12 protein-coding genes and 2 pseudogenes are annotated in these 14,505 nt (G+C 45.5%); 8 read left to right on the forward strand and 6 right to left on the reverse strand.

The window, feature by feature from the left end; genetic code table 11:
- The first annotated feature begins 240 nt into the window (after positions 1-240).
- The 5 genes and pseudogenes from SHD_RS14045 to SHD_RS14065 all read left to right on the forward strand — a co-directional run.
- Positions 241-669, forward strand: a complete 429-nt coding sequence (locus tag SHD_RS14045) for a hypothetical protein (protein WP_235056969.1) — start codon at positions 241-243, stop codon at positions 667-669.
- Positions 653-982: pseudogene (locus SHD_RS14050) on the forward strand (transposase); the annotation flags it as partial. The gene SHD_RS14045 and the pseudogene SHD_RS14050, both read left to right, overlap by 17 nt.
- A gap of 259 nt (positions 983-1,241) precedes the next feature.
- Complete coding sequence (locus SHD_RS14055) at positions 1,242-1,787, forward strand: hypothetical protein (protein ID WP_023267729.1); 546 nt, start codon at positions 1,242-1,244, stop codon at positions 1,785-1,787.
- 341 nt (positions 1,788-2,128) lie between these two features.
- Positions 2,129-3,106, forward strand: coding sequence for a hypothetical protein (locus tag SHD_RS14060; protein WP_039978435.1), 978 nt, complete (start codon positions 2,129-2,131; stop codon positions 3,104-3,106).
- Positions 3,107-3,323: 217 nt separating this feature from the next.
- Positions 3,324-3,599 (forward strand): annotated as a pseudogene (locus SHD_RS14065) (transposase); the annotation flags it as partial.
- A 1,048-nt stretch (positions 3,600-4,647) separates the two neighbouring features.
- On the opposite strand, the gene SHD_RS14070 reads toward SHD_RS14065, so the two are convergent.
- From SHD_RS14070 to katG, 4 genes are all read right to left on the reverse strand, one after another.
- Positions 4,648-5,151, reverse strand: a complete 504-nt coding sequence (locus SHD_RS14070; RefSeq protein ID WP_023267733.1) for a NifB/NifX family molybdenum-iron cluster-binding protein — start codon at positions 5,149-5,151, stop codon at positions 4,648-4,650.
- On the reverse strand, positions 5,148-5,444 hold the full coding sequence (locus SHD_RS14075; protein ID WP_011071038.1) for a DUF134 domain-containing protein: 297 nt from the start codon (positions 5,442-5,444) through the stop codon (positions 5,148-5,150). Before SHD_RS14075 ends, SHD_RS14070 begins: the two co-directional genes overlap by 4 nt.
- Positions 5,445-5,619: 175 nt before the next feature.
- Positions 5,620-7,113 carry an ATP-binding cassette domain-containing protein gene (locus SHD_RS14080; RefSeq protein WP_023267735.1) on the reverse strand — a complete coding sequence of 498 codons (1,494 nt, stop codon included), beginning with the start codon at positions 7,111-7,113 and terminating at the stop codon, positions 5,620-5,622.
- Between the two features lie 196 nt (positions 7,114-7,309).
- Entirely contained in the window at positions 7,310-9,532 is a 2,223-nt protein-coding gene (katG, locus tag SHD_RS14085) for a catalase/peroxidase HPI (RefSeq protein WP_023267736.1), read from the reverse strand.
- 399 nt (positions 9,533-9,931) lie between these two features.
- Between katG and SHD_RS14090 the strand changes: the two genes are divergently transcribed.
- Both SHD_RS14090 and SHD_RS14095 read left to right on the forward strand, forming a co-directional pair.
- Positions 9,932-10,183 (forward strand): DUF2999 family protein, encoded by a 252-nt coding sequence (locus SHD_RS14090; protein ID WP_007650566.1) that lies wholly within the window; start codon positions 9,932-9,934, stop codon positions 10,181-10,183.
- 186 nt (positions 10,184-10,369) lie between these two features.
- Positions 10,370-10,873 carry a hypothetical protein gene (locus SHD_RS14095; protein ID WP_023267737.1) on the forward strand — a complete coding sequence of 168 codons (504 nt, stop codon included), beginning with the start codon at positions 10,370-10,372 and terminating at the stop codon, positions 10,871-10,873.
- Between the two features lie 67 nt (positions 10,874-10,940).
- Here SHD_RS14095 and SHD_RS14100 read toward each other — a convergent pair whose 3' ends face one another.
- The gene (locus tag SHD_RS14100; protein WP_023267738.1) at positions 10,941-11,327 is read right to left on the reverse strand and encodes a carboxymuconolactone decarboxylase family protein; all 387 of its coding nucleotides are present in this window, start codon (positions 11,325-11,327) and stop codon (positions 10,941-10,943) included.
- A 194-nt stretch (positions 11,328-11,521) separates the two neighbouring features.
- Between SHD_RS14100 and SHD_RS14105 the strand changes: the two genes are divergently transcribed.
- The gene (locus tag SHD_RS14105) at positions 11,522-13,765 is read left to right on the forward strand and encodes a TonB-dependent hemoglobin/transferrin/lactoferrin family receptor (RefSeq protein WP_023267739.1); all 2,244 of its coding nucleotides are present in this window, start codon (positions 11,522-11,524) and stop codon (positions 13,763-13,765) included.
- Between the two features lie 149 nt (positions 13,766-13,914).
- On the opposite strand, the gene SHD_RS14110 is transcribed toward SHD_RS14105, so the two are convergent.
- Positions 13,915-14,418, reverse strand: coding sequence for a hypothetical protein (locus SHD_RS14110; RefSeq protein WP_023267740.1), 504 nt, complete (start codon positions 14,416-14,418; stop codon positions 13,915-13,917).
- Positions 14,419-14,505 lie beyond the last annotated feature (87 nt).

Here is a 14,505-nt window from a genome sequence, read left to right on the forward strand (position 1 = left end):
TTACAGACTTTCATTTAGCCGCTTAGCATTGAAACTACAACTTGGTTTAAATTCAACTCATTGTTACTAAAAGGTAAATGCTTTATCAGTCTAAAGCATGACTTTGGTTTCATTATCAAAATACCGTTGGAGAGGCGCTGAAACTGGGGTAGGTTATCAGCCTTATATCCCCTGTGATTAGGGGCGAAGGCATAAGAGAGATTTGACGAGCATATGCAAAGGGGTGAGAGAGCCGCCTGCGTGGTAAAAGACACACTTGATGGCTACCGAGAGGAATTTGATGGCTTGGTGAGGGAATATGCGAATTTCTCCCATACTCAAGGTGAAGCTTACTGCGATTTTTTTGTTGATATAGCATCTATGATGAATGGTTCATGGCTATTAACGGCCGAGCTTGAGTCTGACACGATTGCTCATTTTAAATCCTTCGACTGGTACCGTATCTTGGCCACCGATGAAGCGCATATGCCAGAAGATGAATTGAGCGCATTATTACAGACGGCCTATAAAATCGGCTATATCTGGTTAATAGAACGCTTATCATCACTAAAACAGCAAATAGAGATGATTGAAATCCGGCTGTATCACAATGGCAGTCTTGATTATCAAGCTTTGAATTCGTGGAATGAGGTTGATTTGCCAAGCTCAATATCTGCCTTTTATTGGTAATGAGTGCGACGGTAATGAGTGCGACAACCAACCCGATAGCATTGCGTTTTCATTAACGGACTACCTTAAATTGGTAGATGCTACAGGCCGAATTATTCGCAATGATAAACGTGGATACATCAGCGAAAGTAGCGCCAAGATACTGAATAGATTAAATATTCCCCATAACAATTGGCTCAAGCTGACAACCGAGTTTGGCAAGCTATTTCATGGTCCAGTGGGCACTCTGCAAGAATTGACCGACTACTGCGAACATCTCGAAAAGCGACGACGGCATTTTGCGTCAAGCTGCCAGCATGTTCACTGCAACTGACAACGGCTTGTTTCACTCCGCAAGTAGTCTTTTCCATACACCTCCCAATCCCTATGGGACGATATATCTATTATGAAATTAATGAATTAGTGCTTTTTTTGCCTCAGAAGCTACCCCTACGGCTTTTGATGACTCTTATTTAAGCCATATTAGCAGAGCAGGTTGTATGCAAACTGAAAGTAAATTATGTTGTTGATTTAAAATTGGTGGCTGAATTTATCGCTCCTTAGATTTTCAAGCGGCTCAAGCGAGAAAAAATATGATTCCTGTTGGTTACATGTATAAGGTGGTTTCTGATAGGCCTGACTGGCTTAAAGCAACTCAAATCACAGATATATTTTCTGTCAGCAGTTGTGTTTCTGAGGATTTTTGCGATTGGGTTAATTATTGGAAGCATAATGGCTATTGGTTCTTTGATTCACCATCAGTTATTCATGAAATAGCTTGTGAACACACAATCAATTTAAAGGGGATGACTTTATTCTACTATGAAGTGTATGAAAAACAGTGGGACTACGATGAATCTTGGGTAGAGTTTGTCCCCGAGGAATCTTTTCCCACAAACGTTGAAATCCCTAAATCCAAAGTTTCTTTAGGGTTTGATATAGTCACGTACACGAGTAATGCTTCGGCAGAATGTTCTCCGCTTTCGTGTAACCATATGGCTGAAGAAATTGACACGAATGAACATTGCTTATTGAAGACTCTGAAATTAGCTATAGAGCTAATTGAGCAAGAAAAATTTAGCCATTGTGAGCCTGGTCCGTATCGAATAATTGAAGTGTTCAAATGTGAGCAAACCTAACAAACGTTTAAGGCGGATTCACTACGCTTAGCGATTTCAGTTTAAGTTGTAGTTTAGTGTTTAAGATACAATGGTCTAGGTTTGGTGGTTGGCGTTGTTAGCCATTTAATGCGGCGTTAACCCATAGATATTTTTATCCGAAACAAACGCGTTAGAGTTAAGGTTTTAACTCGAAAATGTCCCAAAACATTTTGTGTAATTCTTTTTTAAACTTACAGGCTATGTTAATGCTAGAAAGGTGAGCCATGGCAATTAGCGAGTAAAGTTGGACACCCAGCCTTAATAGCGCGGTAGTAAACCTCCTACTATGCTTTGGTTAAGCATTGAACAAGGAGGTTTGTATGCCGCGCCCTCGCAGAGCCCAGATAAGCCTTGAAGACACACCCTATTACCATTGCTGTAGTCGCGTGGTACGGCGTGCATTTTTATGTGGCGATGATAGTTACTCGGGTAAAAACTATGACCATCGCCGTGGTTGGGTAGAGTCATTATTGTTTGAACTTGAAGCGGTTTTTGCTATTGATATCGCGGCCTTTGCGGTGATGTCTAATCATCTGCATGTGGTGCTGCGAGTCGATATCGAGACTGCCAATCGTTGGACTAACCGCGAAGTGCTTGAGCAATGGCATAAGTTGTTTAAAGGTGATGAATTAACGCAAAAATTCGTGAAAGGTGAGTTAGTTGAAGCCCATGAGGTGAGCAGATTAAAGCATTCAATCGCTCTTTATCGCAGTCGATTATGCGATATCTCATGGTTTATGCGCTGCCTCAACGAACCGATTGCAAGACAAGCAAATCAAGAGGATAACTGTACAGGTCGTTTCTGGGAGGGGCGATTTAAATCCCAAGCCCTACTCGATGAAGCTGCGGTATTAGCCTGTATGACTTATGTGGATTTAAATCCTATTAGAGCACAACTGGCTGATACACCAGAGCAATCCGACCATACCAGTATTCAACTACGCATTCGGGCGGCGTTAAAAGGTGAGCAGCCTAGTAATCTATTACCGTTTATTGGTAACGAGTGTGACAACCAACCCAATGGCATTGCGTTTTCCTTAACCGATTACCTTCAATTGGTGGAAGATACAGGCCGAATAATTCGCAATGATAAACGTGGAAGCATCAGTGAAAATAGTGGTAAGTTACTGACCAGATTAAATATCCCCCATGACAATTGGCTCAAATTGACTACCGAGTTTGGCAAGCTATTTCATGGTCCAGTAGGCACATTACAAGAACTGACTCATTACTGCGAACACTTAGAAAAGCGACGACGGCACTTTGTCGCAAGCTGCCAGCACTTTTACAGTAACTGACAACTGCTTATATCCCTTCGACAGCAATCATTGCCTAAAACTTCCCAAGCACTATGGGATGACTTACCTCGTCTGAAATACACTATTTTCGAAGGAATTAGCTCAACTTATTACCTCAGATGCTATCCCTGTGACTTTTGATGGTTCTTTTTTGAACAATATTAACTTTACAAGTTGTAGGTAAACGGAAAGTGCATTATGTTATTGATTTAAAATGGGTGGCTCGATTTATTTAACGGACTACCTTAAATTGGTAGATGATACGGGCCGAATTATTCGCAATGATAAACGCGGATGCATCAGCGAAAGTAGCGCCAAGATACTGAACAGATTAAATATCCCCCATGACAATTGGCTCAAGCTGACAACCGAATTTGGCAAGTTATTTCATGGTCCCGTGGGCACATTGCAAGAACTGACCGATTACTGCGAACATCTCGAAAAGCGACGACGGCATTTTGTCGCAAGCTGCCAGCACTTTTACAGTAACTGACAACTGCTTATATCCCTTCGACAGCAATCATTGCCTAAAACTTCCCAAGCACTATGGGATGACTTACCTCGTCTGAAATACACTATTTTTGAAGGAATTAGCTCAATTTATTACCTCAGATGCTATCCCTGTGACTTTTGATGGTTCTTTTTTGAACAATATTAACTTTACAAGTTGTAGGTAAACGGAAAGTGCATTATGTTATTGATTTAAAATGGGTGGCTCGATTTATTTTAGCTCGATTTATTTTATCGTTCTTTGGTATAGCAACTGATGTCCCTATCCGGCAATATGATCAAACGATAGTTGTTTTTATGTTCGCAAGCTGCCTCTTAACGCATATTCTCTGTTTGTACATATTTTGTGTTTTATCGGCTTTTATTTACTACGGAATTAAGTACCAAAATGGACTCATTAGTAAAGACGAGTTTATAAATATCTCTTTTAAAGGTGTTTACCCAAAGCGCTGGCAGAAAGGCTATTGAAAAATGCATAACAAACGCCATCAAAACGCCGCTTTGCGGCTCGACTCGCAACAAATTGCTTGCGTTTGTGGCGGGCGTTATCTCCATAGATATTTTTATCTAGAACAGACTCGTTAGAGTTAAGGTTTTAACTCGAAAATGTCCCTTAACTTCTTACGTACATATAGCAAATGGATAGTTAAAATTGGCATTGGGTCTACAGTGACCGTCGGCGACATGGCTGCTCATTCACATCCATGTGATCGCTGCATTAGTACATCCTGTACCACAGATGTCGCCGTCGAGCCTATAGGGATACTTCATGTTAAATAAAGAGGCGGCGTGTCACTGTGGAAACAATGGCAATAAACTTCCTGAGTAGACAAAAGGCTATTTAACTTTTGTCCCGAAGTGAGCTACAACGGGTATGATACTTTAAAACTTGGCTGTAGCTCGATTCGGACTGAGTAATAGCAATTAGTATGAATCTTTATTTTTGGTCATGTTTAATCTAAAACGGTACTCGCATGGGTAATTGATTGTTTAGTATCAAACTTTATTCCTCTCCTACAATAACGCCATGACTATTTTGATAATCTAAAACCACTGTATGCGATGGGCTTTGCTAAGGTTAAGCTTGGCTGCGCTTGAGTCAGGCTCAACAAGGTTTGGGTTGTCTTTGCCTTACCGCCGCAGCCACAACTTCCTTTAGCACCACAGCATCCGCCCTTAGCTAAATGTTTTAGGGATGCTCGCCCCTGCGATGCTTGGGTTAAACGCAAATTCACCTCTTTACTCTGGGCGAGCAAAGCTGCTATCGATAATTGATTATCCCCTCGGCTCACACTGATACCTGCATCGAGTAACTTACCAAGCATACGCTCACCAATATGTTGCACCACCACAATGCTGGTGTGCTGGGCGCGAATGGCGTCTAACAAGGCTTTTTTATCTTGGCAATTGCCGCCAAGGGCGGGGTTCGGGATAGAAAGTAAAAGCTGATGATTTTCATCGTAAAAATGGACTTGCTGCGCCTTTGTAAAATGGCTAGCAAGCCGTCCACGGCTAATCGGTAGGGCGATAATCATATTGGGTCCTTATCGTTTGGAGTCGGTAATTTCAGCACTAACCCTTGAGTAATGGCAGTCGCCACTTTTTGGCGAGCACTGGCGAGGAGATAACCAAAAGTTTGCCGCGAGATCCCCATTTGCGCGGCGGCCTCAAGCTGACTTAGGCGCTGCACATCACCAAGCTCTAAGGCTTCAAACTCGTCGGCAGCTAAAAGGATCTGGGATAAGTTGGCCGCTGGTATGCCATTAGGTTTAAACAGGCTACAGGGCACACAACTCGATAATTGGCGGCACTTTTTGGGTCTTGGCATCTATGATTGCACCTCAGGGGCAAATGTTAGAAAGCAGTCGAGTATTGACGCTCCCTTTGAATAGTTTTTGGCGTACGCCAAAAACTATTATGGTCATTTACCACTTTTAAACCGAGGCTGTTATCACAGTTTTACTCACCATGATGATAAGGTTAGGCTCGATAGCTAAGTCGAGTTACACATCGGCCCCCTCACTAATCTCGACCGAATAACCTTCTTCCTGTTTGATAAAATCGACAAAGTTTTTAATGGCTGGCAAGGCATCTTCCCTATGATGGGAGACATACAGCAATTGGCTAAGATGGTGCTCGGCAATCATATTCAGCGCCCGCATCACCAAAATGCGATTGATAAAGTCGAGCCCTTGGTAGGGTTCATCCAAAATCAACAATAACGGCTGTTTAATCAAGGCCCTGCCTATAAGCAATAGTCGCTGCTGGCCGTAATCCAGTTGCTTAAAGCCCGTGCTGGCAAACTCACTCATATGCAGTATCGCTAGCCATTCCTTCGCCAAATCGACCTGAGGTTTAGTGGGTTTATGGTACAGGCCGATAGAATCGTAAAAACCCGATAACAAGACATCGAGCGCCGAGCAACTCACTCGGTATTGCAAATGCAAGGCCGATGACACCATGCCAATCCGTTGTTTAATCTGCCAAATACTCTCACCACTGCCTCGTGGACGCCCAAAGAGGGTGATATCGTTACTGTAGCATTGGGGATGATCGCCCAAAATCAGCCCGAGTAAGGTACTCTTACCGCAACCATTTGGCCCCCGCACTTGCCAGTGTTGGCCCGCACTAATCCGCCAATTCACGCCTTTAAAAATCAAGCCGCTAACATATTCCACCTTGCCATTTTTAATCTCAACTAAGGGATCAAAGGCTTCGGCATTGTGGCGTTGGCGTTCCATTAACGCCAATAACTCGGCACTGCGGCTGGCGGAAAGTGCATTTAAGTGTGCCATCACAGGGTGACTATGCCATTGCTCAATCGACATAGGTGCACTGAGTTGATGCACATGCTGACCCGATTTGAGCATATCGCTATTAAACAGTGCCACATGGCTAATACAGGGTGGTAACTCTTCTTGGCGGGAGGTGATGATAAGCAACTGAGTATATTCGGCAATTTCAACTAACAACTGTGATAGGCTGAGTTGATGCTCGCTATCTAACCCAGCGTAGGGGTCATCTAAAATCAATAATTCAGGTTCGGTTGCCAGTGCCCTCGCTAACATCACCCGCCGGGTTTCACCAGTCGATAACTGTCTAAATCCTCTCTGCGCTAAGTGTTCGAGTTCCACTTTTTGTAAAAAGGTGCTCAAACGTTCAGTATGCAGACAAGACTCCAGCACTAAGGATTCAACCGTTGAACCATAGTCGAGTTCATCCTTTGCTAGCTCACGTTCAAGTAATGCCTGCTGTAAACCGAGAGATACCCAACCAATTCGCGACGGTAATCCAGATATCTCGCCTTTATCAGGCTGTGTATCCCCCGCTAATATTCGCCCAAGGAGTGAGCCGCTATAGCTGTCGGTCGCAAAAATAGCCCAATGTTGCATCGGCATTAACTGCCAATCTTCAACGACTAGCAGCTCATTGCCACGGCCGTAGCGCAACCCTTTTACAACAAGCGTTTTATCCCCGTACGTAGCACTATTCCCCATCCCACTTCCTTAGGTATTCAACCCGATTAACATTGACTCGACTGAATATGCGTAAAATTTGCCATGGCATTGATACTACTGAGTAAATAAGCAGAATGGAATGCCAGCCAGCAATCGCTCAAACACTGATTACCCACAAAAATAACAAGCCCACCCGACGAAAACGCGCGGATGGGCTTGAGGTTAACTGCTCACTTTAGATATCGAAGCGATCGGCGTTCATGACTTTATTCCACGCTTTCACAAAGTCTTGCACGAATCTGTCTTGGCCATCCTGTGCACCATACACTTCAGACACGGCGCGCAGTTCAGAGTGAGAGCCGAAGATGAGATCGACAGGGGTTGCCGTCCACTTAAGCTTACCGCTCTTACGGTCTTGCCCCTCGTAAATGCCCTCTTGTTTGGCTGACTTGCTCCACTTAGTCGACATATCGAGTAAGTTAACGAAGAAGTCATTGCTCAGCACTCCCGGCTTATCGGTAAATACACCGTGTTTAACGCCAGCACTATTGGCATCCAACGCACGCAAACCACCCACCAGCACCGTCATTTCGGGTACAGTCAGGTTGAGCATATTGGCGCGCTCAATCAACATCTCAGCGGGAGAAAGACTGCTGTCTTTTGAGTAATAGTTACGGAAACCATCGGCCGTAGGTTCAAGCACCGCAAAAGAGTTCACATCGGTTTGCGCCTGTGTGGCGTCCATACGACCTGGGGTAAATGGCACCGAAATCATCACTCCCGCCTCTTTCGCGGCTTTCTCAACCGCGACGCTACCACCAAGCACAATCACATCAGCTAAGGAGACTTTTTTGCCGCCCTTGAGCGAACCGTTAAAGTCTTTTTGGACTTTCTCAAGCTTAGCCAACACCTTAGCTAATTCTTTTGGATTGTTGGCCTGCCAGTTCATCATAGGCTCTAAACGAATGCGCGCGCCATTTGCCCCGCCACGCATATCGGTGCCACGGAAGCTACTGGCAGATGCCCAAGCTGTTCTCACCAATTCTGGCACCGTTAACCCTGAAGCTAATATCTTATTGCCTAAGGCTTTAATATCGGAGTTATCGATAAGTGGATGATCAAGCGCAGGAATAGGATCTTGCCAAATCAGCGTTTCTGCTGGCACATCGGCGCCTAAATATCTCGCTTTTGGTCCCATATCGCGGTGAGTTAATTTAAACCATGCCTTGGCGAAGGCTAGTTCAAACTCCTTAGGATTTTTCAGGAAACGCGTGGTGATCTCGCGATAAATAGGGTCTTCCTTCAATGCGATATCACTGGTGAACATAATCGGCGCGTGGCGCTTATCTGGTAAATGGGCATCAGGTACCAAATTTGCCGCCTTATCATCGGCTGGCGTCCATTGGATATGGCCCGCTGGACTCTTAGTTTGTACCCAGTCAAAGGTATACAGCCAAGTTAAATATTCCATGGTCCATTTGGTTGGGTTAGATGACCAAGCCCCTTCCAGACCACTGGTAACAGTGTCTTCAGAGTGCCCTTTACCACATTTGTTTTTCCAACCGAGACCTTGCTCTTCAATCCCTGCTGCGGCCGGATCGGCCCCCACGCATTTTGCGGGATCGTGCGCGCCATGCGCCTTACCAAAGGTGTGACCGCCGGCGATTAAGGCAACGGTTTCTTCATCATTCATCGCCATACGACCAAAGGTATCGCGGATTTCTTTTGCCGAAGCTAAGGGATCGGGCACTCCGTTCGGGCCTTCTGGGTTAACGTAAATTAAGCCCATTTGGGTCGCGCCCATGGGTTTAGCTAACTCGCCCTTTTCGTTGCGTCTTTTGCTATCGAGCCACGCTTTTTCTGAGCCCCAATTGACCATTTCGGCTTCCCAGTCGTCTTCACGACCACCCGCAAAACCAAAGGTTTTAAAGCCCATCGACTCTAATGCCACGTTACCCGTTAGCACCATCAAGTCGCCCCAAGACAGCTTGCTGCCGTATTTTTGCTTGATAGGCCACAACAGGCGGCGCGCCTTATCTAAACTCACGTTATCTGGCCAGCTATTTAAGGGTTCAAAGCGTTGTTGGCCACCCGCAGCACCACCGCGGCCATCAAAAATCCGGTATACGCCCGCGCTATGCCACGCCATACGAATAAAGAAAGGTCCATAGTGACCATAATCAGCAGGCCACCAGTCTTGAGACTCGGTCATCAAGGCTTTGATATCTTTTTTTACCGCATCGAGATCTAAGGTTTTAAAGGCTTCGGCATAGTGATAATCACTGCCATAGGGATTGGATTCAATCGCATTTTGACGTAATGGACTGAGATTTAATTTTTCAGGCCACCAAAATTGATTACCTGTGACTTGCTCTTGCGCAGTGACCGTTCCCGCCCCCAATGCGAGAGACATAGCCAAAGTTAACGCCGATAGCGTAGGAAGGGTGTTTATTTTCATGATAGTTACCTAGTTTCGTCCTGTTCGGCCCATTGATTTGTATTAACAATAACAATGGGCCATCCGCTTGCTGTTTAACGGCATACAGCAATCCTTATCGTTGTGTTACTCCAAGGCAAAATTGTCATATGCCATTAACACAACCGAGATTGCAGTCTAATAACAGGCTTCTAACTATTTGAAACGATTAATATCGATGATTGGAATCGCGAAAACAGATTAACGATGGTTAATTTATGAAAGCATTAAGAAAGTTGCCACTTACCGAAATTCATACTGTATTACCCCTAGTACTAAACTTATAGGTAATGACTATGGTATAAAATTGTTCATCCAACAGGTTTAGCTATCTGTGCTAGCATAGCAGCCGTTTTCCGTTAACCTTGATAAGGTATTGCAATGAATCCGATTATTGCCATCTTAAAAGAACACAATGTCACAGATGCAAAAATTAACGAGCTTTTTCAAGCATTAACCGATAATCCCCTGATGGCGATGGGCATTATTGGTCAGCTCGGCATTCCACCAGAAAAACTGCAACAACTGATGGCACTGGTAATGCAAAATCCCGCCCTGATTAAAGAAGCGGTACTCGAGCTGGGCTTAGATTTTGCTAAGGTTGAAGCCGCTAAAGCGCAGCTACAAAAGTAATTTATCCCAGCCAATCGACTTAAAAAGGCAAAGCGGCGTTGGCTTTGCCTTTTTATTCAAATTGTTATCTCTCCCCTTTGACACTGCTACACAAAGATATAAAAACCTTATCGCCCCTCGCGGACAATATTTGCTAGAGTGTGGTAACACGCCATCAATAGCCAAAAGTGATTGAAAGGAATCAAGATGCGCCAACCTATTCGTCTATTTGCACTACTTCTGCCCGTACTGTTGTTGGGTTGTCAAAAGCAAACTCAAGCGCAACATGCGCAGGGTATGGACAAACCCGCCACGCAAAGCCCCTCACAAACAAGCACGGCTCAAGCAAGTACAGCAGAGGTTAATCCGGTCGATATGGATAAGCGCGAGGATAAGCGACTTCAGGCGACTGACGACAAACTTGTTAACAAGCCAAGTATTTCACCTAAAGGAGAAGGTATGATGCTGCAAGGCACTGTAAGATATCTCAATTTAGAAGGGGGTTTTTGGGGAATTATCGCCGATAACGGCCAAAAAATATTGCCTAAAAATCTGCCGCAGGAATACCGCAAAGACGGTATACGCTTAAGTTTCAGCGCCCAAGAAATCACCGGCATGATGACTATTCAGCAGTGGGGCAAACTATCAAACTTGAGTGATATCACTGTCATCGGCCAAGTCGAAAGCCAATCGGCCGATCCGCGGCTATAACCGCGGCATCAAGGTCTTAGGATAAGACTCAGATCACTAGGGCGTGATATCCAAGTTTGTCAGCAACTTAAGCCTGCTCAGCTTGCCATTCTTCAATCACTTCCTTTGCCGCTCTAAAGGCTTCAATACCCGATGGCATACCGCAATAAACGGTTGAATGTAAGAGTACTTCTTGTATTTCTGCAACTGTGCAACCATTACGCAAAGCTCCCCGAACATGGCCTTTTAACTCAGTAGGCGCTTTTAGTGCCGCTAAAGTTGCGATTGTGATTAAACTGCGGGTTTGCAGCGGTAATCCCTCACGGGACCACACTTCACCCCAACAATTGGCAGTCACTAACGCCTGTAATGGCTGGGTAAAATCTGTTGCGCTGCTAAGGGCCTTATCGACAAAACTGTCCCCCATCACAGCGCGTCGCACCTTAAGCCCTTTTTCATATTGCTCTTCGTTCATCTGACAATCCTTTTACGCTACACTCTGACAAGGTTAACTGGCTCAATAGATAATTCCCTTTAAAAACATCATTCGCAGGCTTTGCATCGATCACATTATGGCAATTAAAACCTGATCTCAAGGTAAATTCCATATAAGCTATCGCGCATATTCAAAGTAAGAACAATTCTCATTTCAAAGCATAAAGGTGATTGATGAAACCGTTGCCGCTCAGTCTGTGCGCCCTTGCCGTCGCAAGTGCATTGCCCGTTTGGGCTGAAGAACAAGCTAAACCACTGATTCAAGAAGTGATTGTGGTATCAGGCTCCCGTATGGAACAAAACATTGAGCAGGTGGCAGGATCTATTTTGGTGATAGATGAACAAGCCATCGAACGCAATATGAGCAATGATTTTGGTAGCCTGTTCCGTAACGAATCGGCTGTCGATATCAAGGGCGGCGCGGGCAAACCGACCTCAGTGACCATTCGCGGCATCGGCGGCAACCGAGTCATGATGGTAAAAGACGGCGTGCGGGTAAATAACCAGTATGCTTCGCCATTAGGCCCAGGTGCAGAAGGCACAGGCCGCGGTTTAACCGAAGTACAAAGTCTTAAGCAAATTGAAGTAGTTAAAGCTGCTGCATCCACTATGTACGGCTCCGATGCCCTCGGTGGCGTAGTCGTGATGCGCACAAAAGATGCCAGCGACTACCTGCGGGGCGAAGATTATTATGTGTCACTCAATGCGGGCTATTCAGGCATCAATAACGAGTACTCCGGCGGTTTTACCAGCGCCGCGGCCTATAGCGATTTTGAGAATTTGCTCACCTACCAGCACCGCAAAGGCGAAGAGTTACCTAACTACTTTGATACTCAGCCTGAAAGCGATCTCGTGCAAGACAGCCTGCTATTCAAGAGCAAATACCGCTTTAATGAGCACACCACAGTGCAGCTCACCCTCGACTATCTAGAGCAAACGCTAGAACGCTGGGAAGATAAGCTCAATCGTGCCCAAGTACCGCAGGAGCGGATTGATACCGATCGCGATACCCAAGTGATCAACGGCGCCCTGCAACTGCGCTCCGATAAAGCCACTTACTTACACGATGATTTGACCGTTACCGCCTATTTTGGCCAAACGGAGCAACTCGAACACCGTGATTATTTTGATTTGCGTACCACAGCGCGCCCACTTACCGAATATCGCGACTATGAATTTAAAGATCAGCGACTGGGCCTAACCAGCACCTTCAGCAAATACATAGGCGCAGAGGGATACGGCCATCAGCTCACCTACGGTATGGACTATGAATGGTCCCAAATGATGCGTCATCGCAACAACAATATCGCCAGCAGCGGTGGTGATTGGCAAACCGAAACTCCCTTTACCTTTGCCGATACCGATAGCAACCGTTTAGGGCTATTTTTGCAGGACGATATCACCCTGTTAAATGGTGATTTAAACCTGATTGGCGGCCTACGTTATGACTATTTCCGTAACAGCCCCGACCAACAACAAGCGATGGAAGCAGGTAAAGATCCCGCCGACTTTGCGGTAATGAGCGACACCTTTTGGTCGCCTAAACTAGGCCTCGTTTATAAACTTACCGACAAAGTGAGTGCCTACGCCCAATATGCCTATGGCTATAAAATGCCTACGCCCGATCAAAAATGGGGTGAGTTAGAAGTCGATGGTGGCTCGATGACCGATGTGATCATTCAAGCCAACTATGACTTAAAGTCTGAGCAATCCCACACCTGGGAACTGGGTATCCGTGGCAATCATGCAGATACTCAATATGAACTCACCACCTTCTACACCCACGCGGTCGACTTTATTGACTGGCAATATGTCAGCTTTAAACCGCCAGTGTTTGGTCCGGTGATGCAGCCCATGGAGTTCAAATACCAGTACTTCAACCGCGATCAAGTGACACTCTACGGCGCTGAAGCCCAAGCCAACCATTGGCTGACAGATTCTATCGAGCTATGGGGCAATATCTCCTATACCCATGGAACCGATGAAAACGGTCAATACCTTAACAGCGTTAGCCCGCTAAAAGGCAACCTAGGGGTGAATTGGTATAGCGATATCGGTGGAATGGAAACCGACATTGGCGCAGTGGTCCGCTGGGCCGATAAGATGGATCGCACCCACGATATCAACCTGACCATTGATGATATTTGCGTGATGGGCCAATGTATTCCTAAAGAAAGCTTTAATGAAGTCTACAACACCGCCGGTTACGCCGTGTTTGACTTAACCATGGGCCTGCACGTTACCGACAATCTGCATCTGCGTGCTGGGGTGTATAACCTGTTTGATAAGGAATATGTTGACTACGCCGATGTAGCTGGCCAATCCGTGTTCTTACTCAATAGCACCATGAACTTGCAAAAGGATGATTTCACCCAACCTGGGCGTTATTTCAACCTGAGTGTGAATTATCAGTTTTAATTCAAGCTGTTGTACTTGCTAAGCAATTCCCCGGTGTTTACCGGGGAATGTTTAGCAATCTCTCTGAACCATACACTCAATCAAAATCGCGGCTTCATCCCCTGATTTGTAATCAAGCGTTCGCAACAACAATGATTCACTGGATGCCTTTATCGCGTATGCAGGGTTGAGGTGTTATCGAGCTGGCCATTGGCATCAACCCGCACCAGTACTGAATGGTCTTTGGATAATTTCACAAACTTTATCTGTTCTGCTTCAGGTTGTTGCCAGTTAAGGATAAAGAGCGAAGCGTTTTCATCCTGCTCAAAGCCGCGCTCGGTATTCAACTCTCCAAGCGTTACAAGGCCATTAACGGTCATTCGATATCGATCGCCTTGACCGATGATTTCCAGCGTGACGGGCTTAGTATTGATGACGCCACGGTATACCACGCCATCAAATTTATCGTAGGCGGTATTATCCGCGCTGTGCTCACACTGATCTGAGTGTTGTTCAGAGCCGCTGAGAGGCTGACAGTGATTAGCTTCGCTCACCTCTGGCGCTTGCTGGGCATATCCCCATGCTGGCATTAATACCAGAACGCCAATAAGAGATGCTATTTTTCTGCGATTTATCAATGCCATTACCATCAACGCCACTCCAATCAAAGACATTACTATCAACGCTATTCCCAGCAATGTAGTCGCTATAAGCCGATGACCATGATGCTAACCACTTCACTTACTCTTGTCAGCAAGCAA

This window comes from Shewanella decolorationis S12 (assembly GCF_000485795.1).
Lineage (GTDB): Bacteria > Pseudomonadota > Gammaproteobacteria > Enterobacterales > Shewanellaceae > Shewanella > Shewanella decolorationis.

What these genes read in the sequence shown, in the direction of transcription:
- SHD_RS14100 (WP_023267738.1), bottom strand. Translation starts at nt 11,327, where the DNA reads ATGAACGAAGAGCAATATGAAAAAGGGCTTAAGGTGCGACGCGCTGTG.
- SHD_RS14110 (WP_023267740.1), bottom strand. Translation starts at nt 14,418, where the DNA reads ATGTCTTTGATTGGAGTGGCGTTGATGGTAATGGCATTGATAAATCGC.
- SHD_RS14105 (WP_023267739.1), top strand. Translation starts at nt 11,522, where the DNA reads ATGAAACCGTTGCCGCTCAGTCTGTGCGCCCTTGCCGTCGCAAGTGCA.
- katG (WP_023267736.1), bottom strand. Translation starts at nt 9,532, where the DNA reads ATGAAAATAAACACCCTTCCTACGCTATCGGCGTTAACTTTGGCTATG.
- SHD_RS14080 (WP_023267735.1), bottom strand. Translation starts at nt 7,113, where the DNA reads ATGGGGAATAGTGCTACGTACGGGGATAAAACGCTTGTTGTAAAAGGG.
- SHD_RS14075 (WP_011071038.1), bottom strand. Translation starts at nt 5,444, where the DNA reads ATGCCAAGACCCAAAAAGTGCCGCCAATTATCGAGTTGTGTGCCCTGT.
- SHD_RS14070 (WP_023267733.1), bottom strand. Translation starts at nt 5,151, where the DNA reads ATGATTATCGCCCTACCGATTAGCCGTGGACGGCTTGCTAGCCATTTT.
- SHD_RS14095 (WP_023267737.1), top strand. Translation starts at nt 10,370, where the DNA reads ATGCGCCAACCTATTCGTCTATTTGCACTACTTCTGCCCGTACTGTTG.
- SHD_RS14055 (WP_023267729.1), top strand. Translation starts at nt 1,242, where the DNA reads ATGATTCCTGTTGGTTACATGTATAAGGTGGTTTCTGATAGGCCTGAC.
- SHD_RS14090 (WP_007650566.1), top strand. Translation starts at nt 9,932, where the DNA reads ATGAATCCGATTATTGCCATCTTAAAAGAACACAATGTCACAGATGCA.
- SHD_RS14060 (WP_039978435.1), top strand. Translation starts at nt 2,129, where the DNA reads ATGCCGCGCCCTCGCAGAGCCCAGATAAGCCTTGAAGACACACCCTAT.